The organism is Pseudomonas serbiensis, from assembly GCF_030580745.1.
Classification (GTDB): Bacteria; Pseudomonadota; Gammaproteobacteria; order Pseudomonadales; family Pseudomonadaceae; genus Aquipseudomonas; species Aquipseudomonas serbiensis.
This window is the reverse complement of sequence record NZ_JAUQOO010000009.1, coordinates 157163-175106: the sequence shown is the minus strand read 5'-3', so window position 1 is coordinate 175106 and position 17944 is coordinate 157163. Positions and strand designations below refer to the sequence as shown.

The 17944-nt window shown below is 59.1% G+C and carries 13 protein-coding genes; 12 read left to right on the top strand and 1 reads right to left on the bottom strand.

All coding sequences use genetic code 11. The features are described 5' to 3' along the window. Nucleotides 1–56 precede the first annotated feature (56 nt). Together recJ and Q6A51_RS13965 are read left to right on the top strand one after the other, a co-directional pair. Nucleotides 57–1766 (top strand): single-stranded-DNA-specific exonuclease RecJ, encoded by a 1710-nt coding sequence (recJ, locus tag Q6A51_RS13970; RefSeq protein ID WP_201017926.1) that lies wholly within the window; start codon nt 57–59, stop codon nt 1764–1766. An 82-nt stretch (nt 1767–1848) separates the two neighbouring features. Further along, nucleotides 1849–2955, top strand: coding sequence for an NADH:flavin oxidoreductase/NADH oxidase (locus tag Q6A51_RS13965; protein WP_201017925.1), 1107 nt, complete (start codon nt 1849–1851; stop codon nt 2953–2955). A 10-nt stretch (nt 2956–2965) separates the two neighbouring features. Here the strand turns inward: Q6A51_RS13965 and Q6A51_RS13960 are convergent, their stop codons facing one another. Continuing rightward, nucleotides 2966–5065 (bottom strand): hybrid sensor histidine kinase/response regulator, encoded by a 2100-nt coding sequence (locus tag Q6A51_RS13960; protein WP_304575033.1) that lies wholly within the window; start codon nt 5063–5065, stop codon nt 2966–2968. A gap of 288 nt (nt 5066–5353) precedes the next feature. Here Q6A51_RS13960 and Q6A51_RS13955 point away from each other — a divergent pair, with 288 nt between their 5' ends. The 10 genes from Q6A51_RS13955 to lysS all read left to right on the top strand — a co-directional run bounded on the left by Q6A51_RS13955 (nt 5354) and on the right by lysS (nt 17743). Beyond that, complete coding sequence (locus Q6A51_RS13955; RefSeq protein WP_201017923.1) at nt 5354–6097, top strand: tellurite resistance TerB family protein; 744 nt, start codon at nt 5354–5356, stop codon at nt 6095–6097. A 248-nt stretch (nt 6098–6345) separates the two neighbouring features. Further along, on the top strand, nt 6346–7968 hold the full coding sequence (locus Q6A51_RS13950) for a methyl-accepting chemotaxis protein (protein WP_304575032.1): 1623 nt from the start codon (nt 6346–6348) through the stop codon (nt 7966–7968). 9 nt (nt 7969–7977) lie between these two features. Next, nucleotides 7978–8514 carry a chemotaxis protein CheW gene (locus Q6A51_RS13945; RefSeq protein ID WP_201017921.1) on the top strand — a complete coding sequence of 179 codons (537 nt, stop codon included), beginning with the start codon at nt 7978–7980 and terminating at the stop codon, nt 8512–8514. Continuing rightward, a complete protein-coding gene (locus tag Q6A51_RS13940) occupies nt 8511–9806 on the top strand; it encodes a CheR family methyltransferase (protein ID WP_304575031.1) in 1296 nt (431 codons plus the stop codon). Before Q6A51_RS13945 ends, Q6A51_RS13940 begins: the two co-directional genes overlap by 4 nt. After that, complete coding sequence (locus Q6A51_RS13935) at nt 9803–10492, top strand: chemotaxis protein CheW (RefSeq protein WP_201003658.1); 690 nt, start codon at nt 9803–9805, stop codon at nt 10490–10492. Before Q6A51_RS13940 ends, Q6A51_RS13935 begins: the two co-directional genes overlap by 4 nt. Beyond that, nucleotides 10489–12879, top strand: a complete 2391-nt coding sequence (locus tag Q6A51_RS13930) for a hybrid sensor histidine kinase/response regulator (protein ID WP_304575030.1) — start codon at nt 10489–10491, stop codon at nt 12877–12879. Before Q6A51_RS13935 ends, Q6A51_RS13930 begins: the two co-directional genes overlap by 4 nt. Then, the gene (gene cheB / locus Q6A51_RS13925) at nt 12876–13886 is read left to right on the top strand and encodes a chemotaxis response regulator protein-glutamate methylesterase (RefSeq protein WP_304575029.1); all 1011 of its coding nucleotides are present in this window, start codon (nt 12876–12878) and stop codon (nt 13884–13886) included. The genes Q6A51_RS13930 and cheB overlap by 4 nt, the downstream gene beginning before the upstream one ends. 45 nt (nt 13887–13931) lie before the next feature. Further along, nucleotides 13932–14939, top strand: a complete 1008-nt coding sequence (locus tag Q6A51_RS13920) for a response regulator (protein WP_304575028.1) — start codon at nt 13932–13934, stop codon at nt 14937–14939. 111 nt (nt 14940–15050) lie between these two features. After that, a protein-coding gene (gene prfB, locus Q6A51_RS13915; protein WP_201003651.1) for a peptide chain release factor 2 occupies nt 15051–16146 on the top strand; the annotation gives its coding sequence in 2 pieces (ribosomal slippage) (nt 15051–15122 and nt 15124–16146; 1095 coding nt in all). Nucleotides 16147–16240: 94 nt separating this feature from the next. Then, a complete protein-coding gene (gene lysS, locus Q6A51_RS13910) occupies nt 16241–17743 on the top strand; it encodes a lysine--tRNA ligase (protein ID WP_201003649.1) in 1503 nt (500 codons plus the stop codon). Nucleotides 17744–17944: the final 201 nt, after the last annotated feature.

Genomic DNA, 17944 nt, shown 5'->3' with positions numbered 1-17944 from the left:
CGTGCCTTGACCGACCCGCTCAGATTGTTGAATACACAGAGAATCACCTGAACCGCATGCGCATCGAACCTCGTCTGTTGCCCGACACCCTGCCTTTTCTTGGCGATCTGCCGCCTTTGCTTACCCGGCTGTACGCCTCAAGGGGCGTGATGTCCGAAGCCGAACTGGATAAGGTTCTGAAGCGACTGATTCCGTATCGGCAGCTCAAGGGGATCGATGCGGCCGTAGACCTGCTGGTGACAGCACTCCGTGAGCGCCAGCGCATACTGATCGTCGGAGACTTCGATGCTGACGGCGCGACGGCCAGTACGGTCGGTGTGCTGGGGCTGCGCCTGTTTGGCGCGGCGCATGTGGATTATCTGGTCCCCAACCGCTTCGAGTACGGCTACGGCCTGACCCCTGAAATCGTTGAAGTGGCCTTGCAGCGCAAGCCTCAATTGCTGATCACCGTGGATAACGGCATCTCCAGCGTCGAAGGCGTGGCTGCTGCCAAGGCGGCGGGGCTGCAAGTGCTGGTGACCGATCACCACTTGCCCGGTCACGAATTGCCGAAGGCTGACGCTATCGTCAACCCGAACCAGCCCGGTTGTACCTTCCCGAGCAAGTCTCTGGCGGGCGTGGGGGTGATCTTCTACGTCTTGATGGCCTTGCGCGTGCAGTTGCGTGATATTGGCTGGTTCAATGAGCACGCCGAGCCCAATCTGGCTGAACTGCTGGATCTTGTTGCCTTGGGCAGCGTGGCCGATGTGGTGCCGCTGGACGCCAATAACCGCATTCTGGTGCATCAGGGCCTGCTGCGTATTCGTGCCGGCCGTGCGCGGCCAGGGTTGCGTGCCATCCTCGAAGTCGCTGGTCGCGACGCCTCGCGCATTACCTCTACCGACCTGGGATTTATCCTTGGTCCGCGGCTGAATGCGGCCGGTCGTCTGGACGACATAAGCGTGGGGATCGAGTGCCTGCTCTGTGATGATCCGGTGCTGGCGCGGGAAATGGCCGTGCAACTGGATGAGATGAACCAGGACCGCAAGTCCATCGAACAAGGCATGCAGCGCGAGGCGCTGGCGCTGCTCGAGAACCTGTCGGTCGATTCCATGCCGTTCGGTCTGTGCCTGTTCAAGCCCGACTGGCATCAAGGCGTGATCGGTATTCTCGCTTCGCGCCTGAAAGAGCGTTATCACCGTCCGACCATTGCCTTCGCCAGTGCCGGGGAGGGCGTGCTCAAGGGCTCGGCCCGGTCTGTGCCGGGCTTCCATATCCGCGACGCACTGGATGCGGTTGCCGCCCGTCATCCGCAACTGATCAGCAAGTTTGGCGGGCACGCCATGGCTGCCGGCCTCTCATTGCCCGAAGCGAACTTCCCGATGTTTGCCGAAGCATTCGATCTGGAGGTGCGTCGCCAGCTCAATGAGGAAGATCTCACCGGACGCCTGCTGTCCGATGGTTCGCTGACAGTCGAGGAGTTCAATCTGGGGCTGGCGCGAGAGCTACGCAACGCAGGTCCATGGGGGCAGCACTTCCCCGAGCCTTTGTTTCACGGTGTATTTCGTCTCGTGAATAACTACATCGTCGGCAAGAAACATCTGAAAATGGTGCTTGAAACCGAATGTGGCAGTATCAAGCTTGATGCCATTTCCTTCGGCGTTGACCTCGATATCTGGCCTGTCCAGGAGAAGTGCAAGGTCGAACTGGCCTACCGGCTGGACCTCAACGAATATCGGGGCAACGAGACAGTGCAGTTGATCGTGACTCATATCGCCATTCGTTGAACCAGACTCTCTCCCGGGTTGTCGACTAGGCTCTGTAGACACAAAACAGTCCAGCGCCTGATTTTCAACCTGAGAGGTCGCCATGAGCCTGCTGCTTGAACCCTACACCCTTCGCCAGCTCAACCTGCCCAACCGCATCGCTGTTTCGCCCATGTGCCAGTATTCCAGTGTCGATGGCCTGGCCAACGACTGGCACCTGGTCCATCTAGGCAGTCGCGCCGTTGGCGGTGCAGGGCTGGTGTTCAGCGAAGCCGTTGCCGTGACCGAAGATGGCCGTATCACAGCCCAGGATCTGGGCCTGTGGAGCGACGAGCAGATCGAGCCCCTGCAACGCATCACCCGTTTCATTACGTCCCAGGGTTCTGTTGCGGGTATTCAACTGGCCCATGCAGGACGCAAGGCCAGCACCTGGCGTCCCTGGCTGGGCAAGCATGGCAGCGTGCCCGAGAGCGAAGGTGGCTGGAAGCCCTGGGGGCCTTCGGCCATTGCTTTCGATCCACAACACACGGCCCCGGTGCAACTGAGCGAAAGCCAGATCCAGGGTTTGATCCAGTCCTTTGTCGACGCGGCCCGTCGTTCCTTGATCGCAGGTTTCAAGGTGGTCGAGATTCACGCAGCCCATGGCTATCTGCTGCATCAGTTCCTGTCGCCACTGAGCAATCAGCGCACGGACCAGTATGGCGGCTCGTTTGAGAACCGTATTCGCCTGACCCTGCAAGTGACCGAAGCTGTTCGGGATGTCTGGCCTGAAGAGTTGCCGCTGTTCGTTCGTGTCTCCGCCACTGACTGGGTAGAAGATGGCTGGAATCCCGATGAAACCGTCGAGCTGGCGCGTCGCTTGAAAGCCCTGGGTGTCGACCTGATCGATGTCTCTTCAGGAGGCACTTCCGCCAATGCGGAAATCCCGGTCGGCCCAGGCTACCAGACGCGCTTTGCCGAGCGGGTGCGCAAGGAGTCCGGGATTGCTACCGGCACGGTGGGGCTCATTACCGAACCTGCCCAGGCCGAACATATCCTGCGCACCGGTCAGGCTGACATCATCCTGCTTGCGCGTGAGTTGTTGCGCGACCCTTACTGGCCGTTGCATGCCGACGACGATCTGGGTGGACGCAAGGCTGTCTGGCCAGCGCAGTATCAGCGTGCGACCCATCGGGACCAGCCGATCCATGAGTCCGATCTGCGGGACTGACCGGCCCGCTTCAGCATGGCTCCTGTGCCGACCCGTCCAGCAGCTCCGTGATACGGCTGGTCAGGGTCGTGATAGCAAACGGTTTGGTCAGTACATGCATCCCCGGCTCCAGGTTGTCCTGAGCCAGGGCTGCGTTTTCCGCATAACCGGTCACGAACAACACCTTCAATCCCGGACGTACCGTTCTTGCGGCATCGGCTACCTGGCGGCCATTCATGCCGCCGGGCAGGCCGACATCGGTGATCAACAGATCAATGACTGCTTTCGATTGCAGAATCACCAGGGCTGCGGCGCCATGTTCTGCCTGCAAGACGATATAGCCTTGCTCTTCGAGCACTTCGGCCATCAGCGAGCGCACGGCAGGCTCGTCATCCACCACCAGTATGGTTTCACCGCCTGCGCTCTGGGTGAGCGGAACATCGAGGCTGATGTCATGTTCGGCAGGTTCGGTGTCGCCCACGAACTGTGGCAGGAGAATACAGATCCTCGATCCTTTGCCGGGCCGTGAGTCAATGCTGACCCCGCCGCCTGACTGGCGGGCAAAGCCATAGATCATCGACAGGCCAAGGCCGGTGCCCATGCCGATGGGTTTGGTGGTGAAGAACGGATCGAATGCCCGCCCGACCACTTCTTCGGACATGCCGGTGCCGGTATCGCTGACGCAGAGCGCCACGTAACGCCCCTCGGCCAGCTCATGCCTGGCTGCTGTCGCCGTGTCCAGAATGCGATTGCTGGTTTCGATCCTTATCGTGCCGCCGTCAGGCATGGCGTCCCGGGCATTGAGGCACAGGTTGAGCAGCGAGTTTTCCAGTTGATGCGGGTCGACCATCGTCGACCACAAGTCATCGGTGGGCTTTACCTGCATGTCGATGGCGGGGCCGACGGTGCGGCGTATCAACTCTTCCATGCCCTCGACCAACTCATCGATATGCGTGGCTTTGGGCGCCAGCGTCTGGCGCCGGGAGAAGGCCAGCAGGCGATGGGTGAGGGCGGCTGCACGTCTTGAGCCTTCAAGAGCGGAAGAGATATAGCGTCCCAGGTCTGTGCGACCTTGATTCACACGCGACTGGAGCAGTTCGATATTGCCGGTGATGCCCATCAGCAGATTATTGAAGTCATGGGCCAGCCCGCCCGTCAGTTGCCCGACCGCTTCCATCTTCTGCGACTGGCGCAAGGCTTCCTCTGCTTTGCGCAAGGCTTCGGAATGCAGCTTTTCAGGTGTGATGTGCTTGCCCAGCGCAAAGATCAGACCGTTACCCGGTGCTGCGGTCCAGCCGATCCAGCGATAGCTGCCATCCTTGTGCATGTAGCGGTTTTCAAACAGGGGCAACACGCTGCCAATGGCATGCTGCAAGGCGTCCTGTGTTCTGGAAACATCGTCAGGATGAACCAGATCCAGAATGGAGCTACCGACCAGCTCTCGCGTTTCTCGTCCCAGAATAGTGCCCCAGGCCGGATTTACCCGCAGGAAGTACCCCTTGAAGTCGACTACCGCCAGCAGGTCCGGGGAGATATCCCAGAAGGTATTCAGCTCGGCAGTCCGCTGTTCCAGCTTGGCGGTCTGCTGTTTTTCCAGTTCGATCAGGTCATTGATCAGTGCCTGTCGCTTCAGCTCACTGGATTCCAGTGCCTGTTTATCCAGGACATAGCGGGTGGTTTCCTTTGTGATGCAGAACATGCCGACGGTCACGCCATGCTCATCAATCACCGGGGAAAACGAGAACGACCACCAGGTCTGCTCGGTCTCGCCATAGCGAGCCATGGTCAGTGGCATGTCCTTGTACAGGCAGGTCTTGCCCGCCAGGGCATTTTCGACCATGGGTGCCACCTGGTCCCAGACATCAGCCCACAATTCAGGGGCTTTGGCACCGATTGCATTGTCTTTGCGCGGGCCGAGAATGGGCGTGTAAGTGTCGTTATGGAAGAAGATCAACTGCGGCCCCCAGAGCAGATACATCGACTCCGGTGAGTTCAGGATCAGGTTCAACGTATTTTTCAGTGAAGCAGGCCACTGCTCTATCGGGCCAAGAGGTGTCTGGCTCCAGTCCTTGTTTCTGATCGTCCGGGCCGTTTCGCTGATGCCCGCAGGAAAACCAATGCTTGACGTCACTTCAGGCAAGCTCCGGTAGGGCAATGTTGATGGAATGGGGATTTCATAGACTTTTTTCAGAGTCAATTATCAATGTACCCACATGGGCGCATAATTTCTTCTCGAGTGAGTTGACCTTTGAAATGCATCAGGGTTGCACCTGCTACGGTTTAACTTTTTGCGGCGTGAATTGACCTCGCTGATAACGTCATCTGCAACATTCAGATGCACACCTGAAATCACCCGTTTGAGACTTCGCTTTAACCTGCGTGTCAATGAATCATCTGACATGCCTTGTGGAGGTTTCTTATGAATACGCGCGGTTTACTCGACCAGTTGCTCAAGTCTGGTCAAAACATGTTGCAAGATAAGGTAAGCGGCAAGTCTGGCAAGCGCTCTTCCAGTAGCGACGCGCTGGTAAATGGCCTGGGCAGCCTGCTTTCTGGCTCAAAATCCGGTGGCAAGAGCGGTGGCCTGGGCAGCCTTTTGTCCGGTGCGGGCGGTGGTGCTTTGGCGGCGGGTGCCATGAGCCTGCTCAAGGGCAAACGCTCATCCGGGATGGGAGGCAAGGTGTTGACCTATGGCGGCCTCGCGGCATTGGGCGTTCTTGCCTACAAGGCCTACAGCAACTGGCAGGCCAGCCAGGGCGTTACCGCTCAGCGTGAGCCACAGACCATCGACCGCTTGCCGGAGTCGCAGGCCGAGGAGCACAGCCAGGCGATCCTGCGGGCTCTGGTTGCCGCAGCCAAGGCCGACGGGCATGTCGACGAGCGTGAGCGCGAATTGATCGAGGGCGAGTTCAGCAAGTTGAGCAACGACCACGAGCTGCAACACTGGCTGCACGCCGAACTGAACAAGCCGCTGGACCCTTCTGAAGTGGCGCGAGCGGCAAAAACACCGGAAATGGCGGCAGAAATGTACATCGCCAGCGTGATTCTGGTGGATCAGGAACACTTCATGGAAAGGGCTTACCTTGACGAACTGGCTCGCCAATTGAAACTGGCGCCGGGCCTCAAGAGCGAGCTGGAAGAGCAGGTGCGCCAGGCTCAGTAAACGGTTTGAGGAGCGAGGGCTACGTGTCTGTCGATAGCCCTCCGGATCACAACGTACCCTGCATCCACGCGCGCGCCCGTCAGCCCGGATTCCTGCGCCACCCCGCCTGCCAGGGTCACTTTCAATTTCCTTTCCCTGCAACACGCTAATACATAAAAGCCTGGGCTATACTCAGGCCGCTTGGACCGTCTGTCGGTCCGCTTCTTGAACACGGCCAGACGCCGTTGTTGAACTCTTGAGGGCTGACTGTGAAGAACTGGACTCTGCGCCAAAGGATTTTGGCGAGTTTTGCCGTCATCATTGCGATCATGCTGTTGATGGTGGTTGTGTCTTATTCGCGCTTGCTGTCGATTGAGTCCAGCGAGGAACAGGTTCGCCTTGATGCACTTCCCGGCGTCTATTACAGCACTCTGGTCCGCAGTTCCTGGGGCGAAAGCTACATTCGTACTCTGGAACTCATCGGTGAAGGCCGGGCGCGACCGCTGACCAAGCAGGAGCAGGACCAGTTCGATGGGTTTGACGATAACCTTCAGACCCAGATCAACGGTTACAAGAACTCCATTTTCGACGATGCCGAAAGAGCAAACTTCACGCTCTTCGAGAAACGGCGCGAGATCTACGCCCGTTTGCTCAAGGAAGTGCATACCGCTTATGGGTCTGGCGACTATGCCAAGGCCCGCTCCGAATTCTATGAACAGGTGAATCCGGTCTGGAGCGATGGACGCAAACAGCTCAACGACATCATCGTCGCCAACAAGCAACTGGCTGACCGGGCGACCGAGAACATCGTTTCCGCAGTATTGAGCGCCAAGATCAGCATGGTCTTTTCCCTGCTGATTGCACTCATGGCGGCGGCCTCCTGCGGTTTGCTGCTGATGCGCTCGATCATGTCGCCTATGCAGCTTATCGTGAAAATCCTCGACGTCATGCGCACCGGCGATTTGAGTTCGCGCCTGAACCTTGCCCGCAAGGATGAGTTCAACGCCGTGGAAACCGGCTTCAACGACATGATGACCGAGCTGACTGCACTGGTTGCCCAGGCGCAGCGCTCTTCGGTCCAGGTCACCACTTCCGTGACCGAAATCGCCGCCACCTCGCGCCAGCAACAGGCTACAGCCACTGAAACCGCTGCCACGACCACCGAAATCGGTGCCACCTCGCGAGAAATTGCCGCCACGTCCCGCGACCTGGTGCGCACCATGACTGAAGTGACCTCGGCCGCCGATCAGGCTTCGGTTCTGGCGGGGTCCGGCCAGCAAGGGCTGGCACGGATGGAAGACACCATGCATCAGGTGATGGGCGCGGCCAATCTGGTGAACTCCAAGCTGGCGATCCTCAACGAGAAAGCGGGCAACATCAACCAGGTGGTGGTGACCATCGTCAAGGTTGCGGACCAGACCAACCTGTTGTCGCTCAATGCTGCCATCGAGGCCGAGAAAGCCGGTGAATACGGTCGCGGTTTCGCGGTGGTTGCCACCGAGGTGCGTCGTCTGGCCGACCAGACCGCCGTCGCCACCTACGACATCGAACAGATGGTTCGCGAAATCCAGTCGGCGGTATCCGCTGGCGTGATGGGCATGGACAAGTTCTCCGAAGAAGTGCGCCGTGGCATGTTCGAGGTAACGCAGGTCGGCGAGCAGCTTTCGCAGATCATTCATCAGGTTCAGGCCCTTGCACCGCGAGTGCTGATGGTCAACGAGGGGATGCAGGCCCAGGCCACGGGTGCCGAGCAGATCAATCAGGCGTTGGTGCAGTTGGCCGATGCCAGCAGTCAGACTGTCGAGTCATTGCGTCAAGCCAGTTTCGCCATCGACGAGTTGAGTCAGGTAGCGGTAGGGCTGCGCAGTGGCGTCTCGCGTTTCAAAGTCTGAGTCCGGGCCATGATGGATCACTCACCCAAACGCCAAGGCCCCGCGCCTGTCGTGAACAAGCTGTTTCTGTTGTTCCGTATCGGCGAGGAGCGTTACGCGCTGGAGGCGGTCGAGATCGCCGAAGTGCTGCCGCGTGTGAAACTCAAGGCTATCGCTCACGTGCCGCATTGGGTGGCGGGGATCTTCTCCCATCGTGGCGAAATCGTGCCGGTCATCGATATCAGTGCGCTGAGTTCGGGGCAGGCAGCTCCGTCGCGCACCAGCACCCGCATGGTGCTGGTGCATTATCGTCATGACGCCGCACATCCGGCTCAGTTGCTGGGCCTTATCCTGGAGCAGGCGACCGAAACCTTGCGTTGCCCGCCTTCGCAGTTCAAGGAGTACGGTCTGGAAAATCGTCTGGCACCTTATCTGGGGCCGGTTCGAGAGGACGAGCAAGGGCTGCTGCAATGGATTCACGTTCAGGAACTGTTGACCGAACCTGTGCGCGAATTGTTGTATCCCATTCCTCCGCTTGATCTGGAGCTTCTTGAGGATGCGCCATGAGCGATGACTCGCGCTTTTTCAGTTTCCTCAAGGATCGTATCGGTCTGGACGTCACGTCGGTAGGCGAGGCCATCATTGTGCGTGCGTTGCGCCAACGCTCTCAGAACACCCGTTCCGTGGACGATGAAGCCTATTGGCAATTGCTGCTGAGTTCGCCCGAAGAGCAGCAGGCGCTGATTGAAGCGGTGATCGTTCCGGAAACCTGGTTCTTCCGTTATCCCGAATCCTTCCTGACACTGAGCAAGCTGGCACTGGAGCGTCTGATAACGCTTAACGACGCCAGACCGTTACGCATTCTCAGCCTGCCATGCTCGACAGGCGAAGAGCCTTACTCCATTGCGATGGCTCTGTTCGATGCCAATATCGGCGCGCAGCATTTCAAGATCGATGCCGTCGACATCAGTCCCTTGTCGATTCAAAAGGCCTGTCGCGGTATCTATGGCAAGAACTCGTTCCGGGGCAACGATATCGGCTTCCGCGACCGGTTTTTCAGGCCGGTGGAGGATGGCTACCAGATTGAGGACCGGGTGCGTGCGCGGGTGAATTTCCAGCCCGGCAATCTGCTTGACCCTGCTCTGGCGACGCAGGAACCCTACGACTTCGTGTTCTGCCGCAATCTGGTGATCTATTTCGATCAGCCTACGCAGCGCCATGTATTCAAGGTGCTCAAGCGCCTGACCCGAGAAGACGGCTTGCTGTTTATCGGCCCTGCCGAGGGCAATCTGTTGAGCCGGGTTGGCATGCGCTCTGCCGGTATCGCGCAATCATTCGCTTTCAGGCATGCGCCCGGACAGGATGCGAGTGCGTCTGCAGTTGTCGAGCCTGTACCGATTGCCCGCAGCATGGCGCCACCGGTTCGCGAGCCGGCCCGGCCTGCTCCACGGCCTTTCGCTCCTGCGGCACCTTCATCTGCATCAGGCAATGCGCCTGCTCCTTCCCGGCCTGCGTCTGCCGTGGCCGGCAAGGATGATGTCGCGGCCCAGTTGGCGACTATTGCCAGCCTTGCCAACGAGGGCAAAAGCGTTGAGGCGCGGGCTGCGTGCGAGCGTTATCTGCAACAGCACGAGCCTGTGGCTCAGGTGTTCTACTGGCTGGGGCTGCTCAGCGAAGTGGAGGGGAGCGTGTCGCAGGCTCAGGGTTTCTATCGCAAGGCGCTGTACTTGCAGCCGCAGCACCCTGAATCCCTGGCGCAACTGGCCGCTTTGCTGGCGTCCCAGGGAGACAGTGCCGGTGCTCGTCGTTTGCAGGACCGTGCTACGCGCGGCGCCAATAAACAAGGAAGCAATCGATGACGGGGCTGTCCACTCTTTCGAGTCTGACTCACGACGACGCCCAGGCCATCGATGATTGCTGGAACCGCATCGGCATTCACGGTGATCGTTCCTGCCCCGTATTGCAGGAGCATATTCATTGCCGTAACTGTGCGGTGTACTCTGCTGCGGCTACCCGCTTGCTGGATCGTTACTCCCTGCTTCAGGAGCATCGCGATCAGTTTCAAAGCATAGAACTGCAACGTGATGTCCAGACCCGCTCGATTCTGGTTTTTCGCTTGGGCGATGAGTGGCTTGGGCTGGCAACTCGCAGCCTGGCGGAGGTCGCGCCCGATCAGGTCATTCATTCGCTGCCCCATCAGCGTTCCCGTGCCTTGCTCGGGGTCGCCAATGTACGCGGTGCCCTGGTGGCATGTATTTCTCTGGTCGAGCTGCTGGGGCTCGATAGCAGTTCTGTGGTCGCTACATCCGGGCGGATTGTTCCGCGCATGTTGATCATCGCCGCGCAAGGCGGGCCGGTGGTTGTTCCCGTTGATGAGGTCGATGGCATCCATGCCATGGAAGAGCGTCATCTGAACGCCGCGTCGGCTTCCGGTACGCACGCCAATGCACGATTTACCCGCGGTGTCCTGCAATGGAAGGGCCGCAGCTTGCGTTTGCTCGATGAAGAAGAGTTGTTGGCGGCCATCAACCGGAGCCTTACATGACCCCAGATCAAATGCGGGACGCTTCGTTGTTCGAGCTGTTTACCCTGGAAGCCGAAGCGCAGACCCAGGTGTTGAGTGCTGGCCTGCTGGAGCTGGAGCGTAATCCGACCCAGGCCGATCAACTGGAAGCCTGCATGCGGGCCGCTCATTCGCTCAAGGGTGCGGCGCGGATTGTCGGGGTCAATTATGGCGTCAGCGTTGCGCATGTCATGGAGGACTGTCTGGTCAGCGCCCAGGAGGGCCGACTGCTGCTCCAGCCCGACCATATCGACGCCTTGCTGTCGGGCACCGATCTGTTGATGCGCATTGCCACACCGACTGACAGCAGCATCGGGCAGAGCGATATCGACAGCTATGTCGAGCGAGTGAATTCATTGCTGGCTTCGGGAGTCGGAGCGGCGCGATCGGTCAGTGTTCCATTGCCTGATTCATTGTCAGAGCCTTTACCCGACCTGCTGACGGCCAGCGATATACCGCTGGTCGAGCCGCTGCTGGTGCCAGCGCCGGGTAGCAATCAGGCATCCCTCGATGCTCTGGCTGCCGCTTTGCGTCTTGAACAGCCGCCGCCCCCCGAGCCTGTTGCTGCCGAGCCGGAACCTGCGCCTGCCGCGACACGTGAGCGGCGGGTGTCCGATGGCGGCGAGCGAGTCTTGCGGGTTACTGCCGAACGGCTCAATGGCCTGCTCGACCTGTCCAGCAAGGCGCTGGTCGAAACTCAACGCTTGAAGCCCCTGCAAGCCGGAATGCAGCGTCTTAAACGTCTGCAGGTCAGCAGCGACAGGGCGCTGGAGGTCTTGGGAGCGTGTTTTGGTGATACAGGTCTGGAGCTGGATGCACAGAAGGCTTTGGAGGAGGCTCGCGACTTTCTGTCTCAGGCTCAGCAAATGCTGATGCAGCAGGCTGCTGAGCTGGATGAGTTCGGCTGGCAGTCTGGGCAACGAGCCCAGTTGCTGTACGACACTGCACTGGCCTGCCGTATGCGTCCGTTCGCCGATGTGCTCAACGGTCAGGCGCGCATGGTGCGTGATCTGGGTCGCGAACTCGGCAAGCAGGTGCGCCTGAAGATCGAGGGCGAAAAGACCCAGGTCGACCGCGATGTCCTGGAAAAACTGGAAGCCCCCCTGACGCACCTGCTACGTAATGCGGTGGACCATGGCATCGAATCGCCCGAGCGTCGCAAGGAGCTGGGCAAGGACCCTGAAGGGCAGATTCAGTTGCGGGCCTCCCATGAGGCGGGTCTGCTGGTCGTGCAGCTCAGCGATGACGGCAATGGTGTCGATCTTGAACGTTTGCGCCGTAATATCATCGAGCGCAAGCTGTCGCCTGCCGAAACCGCTGCGCAATTGAGCGAAGAAGAGCTGTTGAGCTTTCTGTTCCTGCCGGGTTTCAGCATGCGCGACAAGGTCACGCAGATATCCGGCCGGGGTGTAGGCCTGGACGCCGTGCAGCATATGGTTCGCCAGATGCATGGCAGTGTCGAATTGCAGCAATGGTCCGGTGAGGGCAGTCGTTTCCGCATCGAAATGCCGCTGACGCTGTCGGTCGTGCGCAGCCTGGTGGTGGAGGTGGGCGGCGAAGCCTACGCCTTCCCGCTGGCGCATATCGAGCGCATGCGCGATTTGCAGCCCGAAGATATCGTGCAACTGGAAGGGCGCCAGCATTTCTGGCATGAAGACCGCCATGTCGGTCTGGTTTCTGCCAGTCAGTTGTTGAATCGTCCGCAACCCCAGAGAAGCGACGAGGCGCTCAAGGTCGTTGTCATCCGTGAGCGTGATGCCGTCTACGGCGTGGCTGTCGAGCGGTTCATCGGTGAGCGCACGCTGGTTGTCATTCCGCTTGATGCCCGTCTGGGCAAGGTTCAGGATGTTTCTGCAGGCGCTCTGCTCGATGACGGTTCGGTGGTGTTGATCATCGATGTCGAAGACCTGCTGCGCTCGGTGGAAAAGCTCCTCAATACAGGGCGTCTGGAGCGTATTGACCGGCGTAATCGTCAAGCCGACCATGTGGCGCGCAAGCGTGTCCTGGTGGTTGATGACTCGTTGACTGTTCGTGAGCTGGAGCGCAAATTGCTGGTCGGCCGCGGTTATGAAGTGGCCGTTGCCGTTGATGGTATGGATGGTTGGAATGCCTTGCGTGCCGAGGACTTTGACCTGCTGATCACCGATATCGATATGCCGCGTATGGACGGTATCGAGTTGGTGACTCTGGTGCGTCGTGACACTCGTTTGCAATCTCTGCCAGTGATGGTGGTTTCCTACAAGGATCGTGAAGAAGATCGGCGCCGTGGCCTGGATGCGGGCGCTGATTATTATCTGGCCAAGGCCAGTTTCCACGACGATGCCTTGCTTGATGCCGTCGCTGAATTGATAGGGGACGCGCAAGAATGAAGATTGCCATCGTCAATGACATGCCCATGGCTGTAGAGGCCTTGCGCCGGGCGTTGGCGTTCGAGCCTGAGCATCAGATCGTCTGGGTCGCCGGTAATGGCGCCGAAGCGGTCAAACGTTGCGCCGAGCAGACGCCGGACCTGATCCTGATGGACTTGATCATGCCGGTCATGGATGGCGTCGAAGCCACGCGGCAGATCATGGCTGCGACACCATGCGCTATCGTTCTTGTGACTGTTGACCGTGAGCAGAACGTCCATCGTGTATTCGAGGCCATGGGCCACGGGGCACTGGACGTAGTGGATACGCCTGCTATCGGTGCTGGAAACCCTCGGGAAGCTGCGGCGCCATTACTGCGCAAGATATTGAATATCGGCTGGTTGATCGGGCAACGCACCACCCGTGAACGTACAGCACCTCCTTCGCTGCGCAAGATTGCCTTGCGTGAAGGATTGGTCGCTATCGGCTCGTCTGCCGGAGGCCCGGCGGCGCTGGAGATTTTATTGAAAGGGCTGCCGGCGAGTTTTCCGGCGGCTATCGTTCTGGTGCAGCATGTGGACCAGGTATTTGCTGCGGGTATGGCTGACTGGCTGTGTACGGCCTCGGGGTTGCCGGTGCGTCTGGCACGCGAGGGGGAGCCGCCGCAACGCGGCGAGGTGCTGCTGGCCGGTACCAACCACCATATCCGCTTGTTGAAGGACGGGACGCTGGCTTATACGGCCGAACCTGTAAACGAAATCTACAGGCCTTCTATCGATGTTTTCTTCGAGAGTGTGGCCCGCTATTGGAATGGTGATGCTGTGGGTGTTTTATTGACCGGCATGGGGCGAGATGGAGCTCAAGGTCTTAAATTGATGCGTGAGCAGGGGTTTCTGACCATCGCACAGGATCAGGCCAGTTCTGCGGTCTACGGCATGCCCAAGGCGGCCGCTGCCATTGATGCTGCTGCTGAAATCCTGCCGTTGCAGACTATCGCGCCTCGCCTGACCGAGGTATTCGCCCAATGACTTTCCAGGTGAATTCACCCGCCGCAGGTGACCAGGAGACGCATCATGCATGAAGTGCAGCCCGAAGAGTTGAAGGCCCCTGACGAAAATTCGGCGATGGTGCTGCTGGTAGACGACCAGGCGATGATCGGTGAAGCGGTGCGTCGTGGCCTGGCCAATGAAGAGTCGATCGACTTTCACTTTTGCGCTGACCCTCATCAGGCCATTGCCCAGGCAGTGCAGATCAAGCCGACGGTTATTCTGCAGGATCTGGTCATGCCCGGTCTGGATGGTCTTACGCTGGTGCGCGAATACCGCAACAACCCCATGACGCGGGACATTCCGATCATCGTGCTTTCCACCAAGGAAGACCCATTGATCAAGAGCGCGGCATTCGCGGCAGGGGCCAACGACTATCTGGTCAAGCTGCCCGACACCATCGAACTGGTGGCGCGCATCCGTTACCACTCGCGCTCCTACATGACCCTGCTACAACGCGATGAGGCCTATCGCGCATTGCGTGTCAGCCAGCAGCAGTTGCTCGATACCAATCTGGTGCTGCAACGCCTGATGAACTCCGATGGCCTGACCGGCCTGTCGAATCGTCGTCACTTCGACGAATACCTGGAGCTTGAATGGCGCCGGGCGACCCGCGAGCAAAGCCAGTTGTCGCTGATGATGATCGATGTGGACTACTTCAAGGCCTACAACGATAACTTCGGTCACCTTGAGGGGGACGAAGCATTGCGTCAGGTTGCCAAGGCGATTCGTGCCAGTTGCAGCCGTCCGTCCGATTTACCGGCCCGCTATGGCGGTGAAGAGTTCGCCATGGTCCTGCCCAATACCACGCCCGGCGGCGTTCGATTGCTGGCTGAGAAACTGCGTCAGAGCGTGGCGGGCATGAACATCCCGCACATTGCTCCGGCACCGGGTTCTACGTTGACCGTCAGTATTGGCGTGGCAACGGTGATACCGCAGAACGGCCTCAACAGCCGACAGCTGATTCTCGATGCCGACAAAGGCCTGTACCTGGCCAAGCACAGTGGCCGTAACCAAGTGGCGGTGGGCGGTTAAGGTTTCGTCTGCAGCCCGATGCCATAACGCATATTCAACGGGCTGCTTTCAGTGCCATCCCTGGGGTATACTCGTCGGCTTTGAAAATTTCGCCTGCGAGTGCTGCCCACCATGGAAATCAACCCGATCCTAAACAGCATCAAGGACCTGTCCGAGCGCTCCGAAACCATTCGGGGGTATCTTTGACTACGATCACAAGCATGATCGTCTGACCGAAGTAAACCGCGAGCTCGAAGATCCAAGTGTCTGGAACAACCCCGAGTACGCACAGAACCTGGGCCGCGAGCGCGCTTCACTGGCGCAGATCGTCGAAACCCTGGATGACATGACCTCAGGTCTGGCCGATGCCAAGGACCTGCTGCTGATGTCTGCCGAAGAGGAAGACCAGGCTGCCGTCGACGATGTGGCTGCTGAAGTCGAGCGCCTGCGCGAACTGCTGGAGAAGCTGGAATTCCGTCGCATGTTCAGTGGCGACATGGACCCGAACAACGCTTACCTGGATATCCAGGCCGGTTCCGGTGGCACCGAGGCTCAGGACTGGGCCAACATCCTGCTGCGCATGTACCTGCGCTGGGCTGACAAGCGCGGTTTCGACGCGACCATCATGGAGCTGTCCGCCGGTGAAGTCGCCGGTATCAAGGGCGCGACCGTACACATCAAGGGTGAATATGCCTTTGGCTGGCTGCGTACCGAAATCGGCGTGCATCGTCTGGTGCGCAAGAGCCCGTTCGACTCCGGCAACCGTCGCCACACCTCGTTCTCGGCCGTGTTCGTCTCGCCGGAAATCGATGACAACATCGAAATCGACATTAACCCGGCAGATCTGCGGATCGACACCTACCGCTCCTCGGGTGCCGGTGGTCAGCACGTAAACACCACCGACTCGGCGGTACGTATCACTCACGTTCCGACCAACACCGTGGTCAGTTGCCAGAACGAACGTTCCCAGCATGCGAACAAGGACACCGCCATGAAAATGCTGCGGGCCCGTTTGTATGAGCAGGAAGTGCAGAAGCGCAACGCTGCGTCCCAGGCGCTTGAAGACACCAAGTCCGACATCGGCTGGGGTCATCAGATTCGCTCCTACGTTCTGGATGCCTCGCGCATCAAGGACCTGCGGACCAACATCGAGCGTAGCGACTGTGACAAGGTGCTCGACGGTGACCTCGACGAGTACCTGATCGCAAGCCTCAAGCAAGGCCTGTAATAACGCGCAGCCACCTCGATCCGTGAGAGTGGCTTGCCCGCGATCCCCTGCCGAGGGCGGGGGACAACGAACCTGTGATGGAATATCTAAAGACATGAGCGACCAACAACTCGACCCGCAAGCCCTGCAACAGGAAGAAAACACCCTGATCGCCCTGCGCAAGGAAAAGCTTGCTGCCGAGCGCGCCAAGGGTCAGGCCTTCCCCAACGACTTCCGCCGCGACAGCTACTGCAACGATCTGCAGAAACAGTATGCTGACAAGACCAAGGAAGAGCTGGCCGATGCAGCGATTCCGGTCAAGGTTGCCGGTCGCATCATGCTTAACCGTGGCTCGTTCATGGTGATCCAGGACATGACCGGTCGCATCCAGGTCTACGTCAACCGCAAGACCCTGCCGGAAGAAACACTGGCTGCGGTCAAGACCTGGGACCTGGGCGATATCATCGCTACAGAAGGTACCCTGGCCCGTTCCGGCAAGGGCGACCTGTATGTCGAAATGACCAGCGTGCGCCTGCTGACCAAATCCCTGCGCCCGCTGCCGGACAAGCATCACGGGCTGACCGACACCGAGCAGCGCTACCGTCAGCGTTATGTCGACCTGATCGTCAACGAAGAAGTGCGCGATACCTTCCGTGTCCGTTCGCAAGTCATTGCCCATATCCGCAGCTTCCTGATGAAGCGCGACTTCCTGGAAGTCGAAACGCCGATGCTGCAGACCATTCCTGGTGGCGCGGCCGCCAAGCCGTTCGAGACGCACCACAATGCCCTTGATATGGAAATGTTCCTGCGTATCGCGCCGGAGCTGTACCTCAAGCGCCTTGTGGTCGGCGGCTTCGAGAAAGTGTTCGAGATCAACCGCAACTTCCGTAACGAAGGCGTTTCGACTCGTCACAACCCTGAATTCACCATGTTGGAGTTCTACCAGGCTTACGCCGACTACGAAGACAACATGGACCTGACCGAAGAGCTGTTCCGCGAACTGGCGCAACTGGTTCTGGGCACCACCGACGTGCCATACGGCGACAAGGTGTTCCACTTCGGCGAGCCGTTCGTGCGTCTGTCGGTGTTCGACTCGATCCTCAAGTACAACCCCGAGCTGACCGCTGACGACCTGAACGACATCGACAAGGCCCGTGCCATCGCCAAGAAAGCTGGTGCCAAGGTGCTGGGCTTTGAAGGTCTGGGCAAGCTGCAGGTGATGATTTTCGAGGAACTGGTCGAGCACAAGCTTGAGCAGCCGCACTTCATTACTCAGTACCCATTCGAAGTCTCGCCGCTGGCGCGCCGCAACGACGACAACCCGAGCGTCACTGACCGCTTCGAGCTGTTCATCGGTGGACGTGAAATTGCCAACGCCTACTCCGAGCTGAACGACGCGGAAGACCAGGCCGAGCGTTTCCAGGCCCAGGTGGCGGACAAGGATGCCGGTGACGACGAAGCCATGCATTACGACGCTGACTTTGTACGTGCGCTGGAGTACGGCATGCCACCGACGGCTGGTGAAGGTATCGGTATCGACCGTCTGGTGATGCTGCTCACCAACTCCCCGTCGATCCGCGACGTGATCCTGTTCCCGCACATGCGGCCACAAGCGTAATCAGCTACAAGACAAGCCGCCCGAACAGGGCGGCTTTTTTATATCCATGTTTCGCGAATGAGTCCCTGCAGGAGTAATGTCGATCAGTTAAGGCACACACAAACTTGTAGGAGGCAGCTTGCTGGCGAAAAAGGCCTGAAAACCGGCAGATATTCTGTGCCTGTACGCTGAAGTCGCCAGCAAGCTGCCTCCCGCAAAGTG

Excerpts from the sequence above, each read along its gene's own strand:
- cheB (WP_304575029.1), top strand. The coding sequence starts at position 12,876 with ATGAAGATTGCCATCGTCAATGACATGCCCATGGCTGTAGAGGCCTTG.
- Q6A51_RS13945 (WP_201017921.1), top strand. The coding sequence starts at position 7,978 with ATGATGGATCACTCACCCAAACGCCAAGGCCCCGCGCCTGTCGTGAAC.
- Q6A51_RS13955 (WP_201017923.1), top strand. The coding sequence starts at position 5,354 with ATGAATACGCGCGGTTTACTCGACCAGTTGCTCAAGTCTGGTCAAAAC.
- Q6A51_RS13930 (WP_304575030.1), top strand. The coding sequence starts at position 10,489 with ATGACCCCAGATCAAATGCGGGACGCTTCGTTGTTCGAGCTGTTTACC.
- lysS (WP_201003649.1), top strand. The coding sequence starts at position 16,241 with ATGAGCGACCAACAACTCGACCCGCAAGCCCTGCAACAGGAAGAAAAC.
- Q6A51_RS13940 (WP_304575031.1), top strand. The coding sequence starts at position 8,511 with ATGAGCGATGACTCGCGCTTTTTCAGTTTCCTCAAGGATCGTATCGGT.
- recJ (WP_201017926.1), top strand. The coding sequence starts at position 57 with ATGCGCATCGAACCTCGTCTGTTGCCCGACACCCTGCCTTTTCTTGGC.
- Q6A51_RS13920 (WP_304575028.1), top strand. The coding sequence starts at position 13,932 with ATGCATGAAGTGCAGCCCGAAGAGTTGAAGGCCCCTGACGAAAATTCG.
- Q6A51_RS13965 (WP_201017925.1), top strand. The coding sequence starts at position 1,849 with ATGAGCCTGCTGCTTGAACCCTACACCCTTCGCCAGCTCAACCTGCCC.
- Q6A51_RS13935 (WP_201003658.1), top strand. The coding sequence starts at position 9,803 with ATGACGGGGCTGTCCACTCTTTCGAGTCTGACTCACGACGACGCCCAG.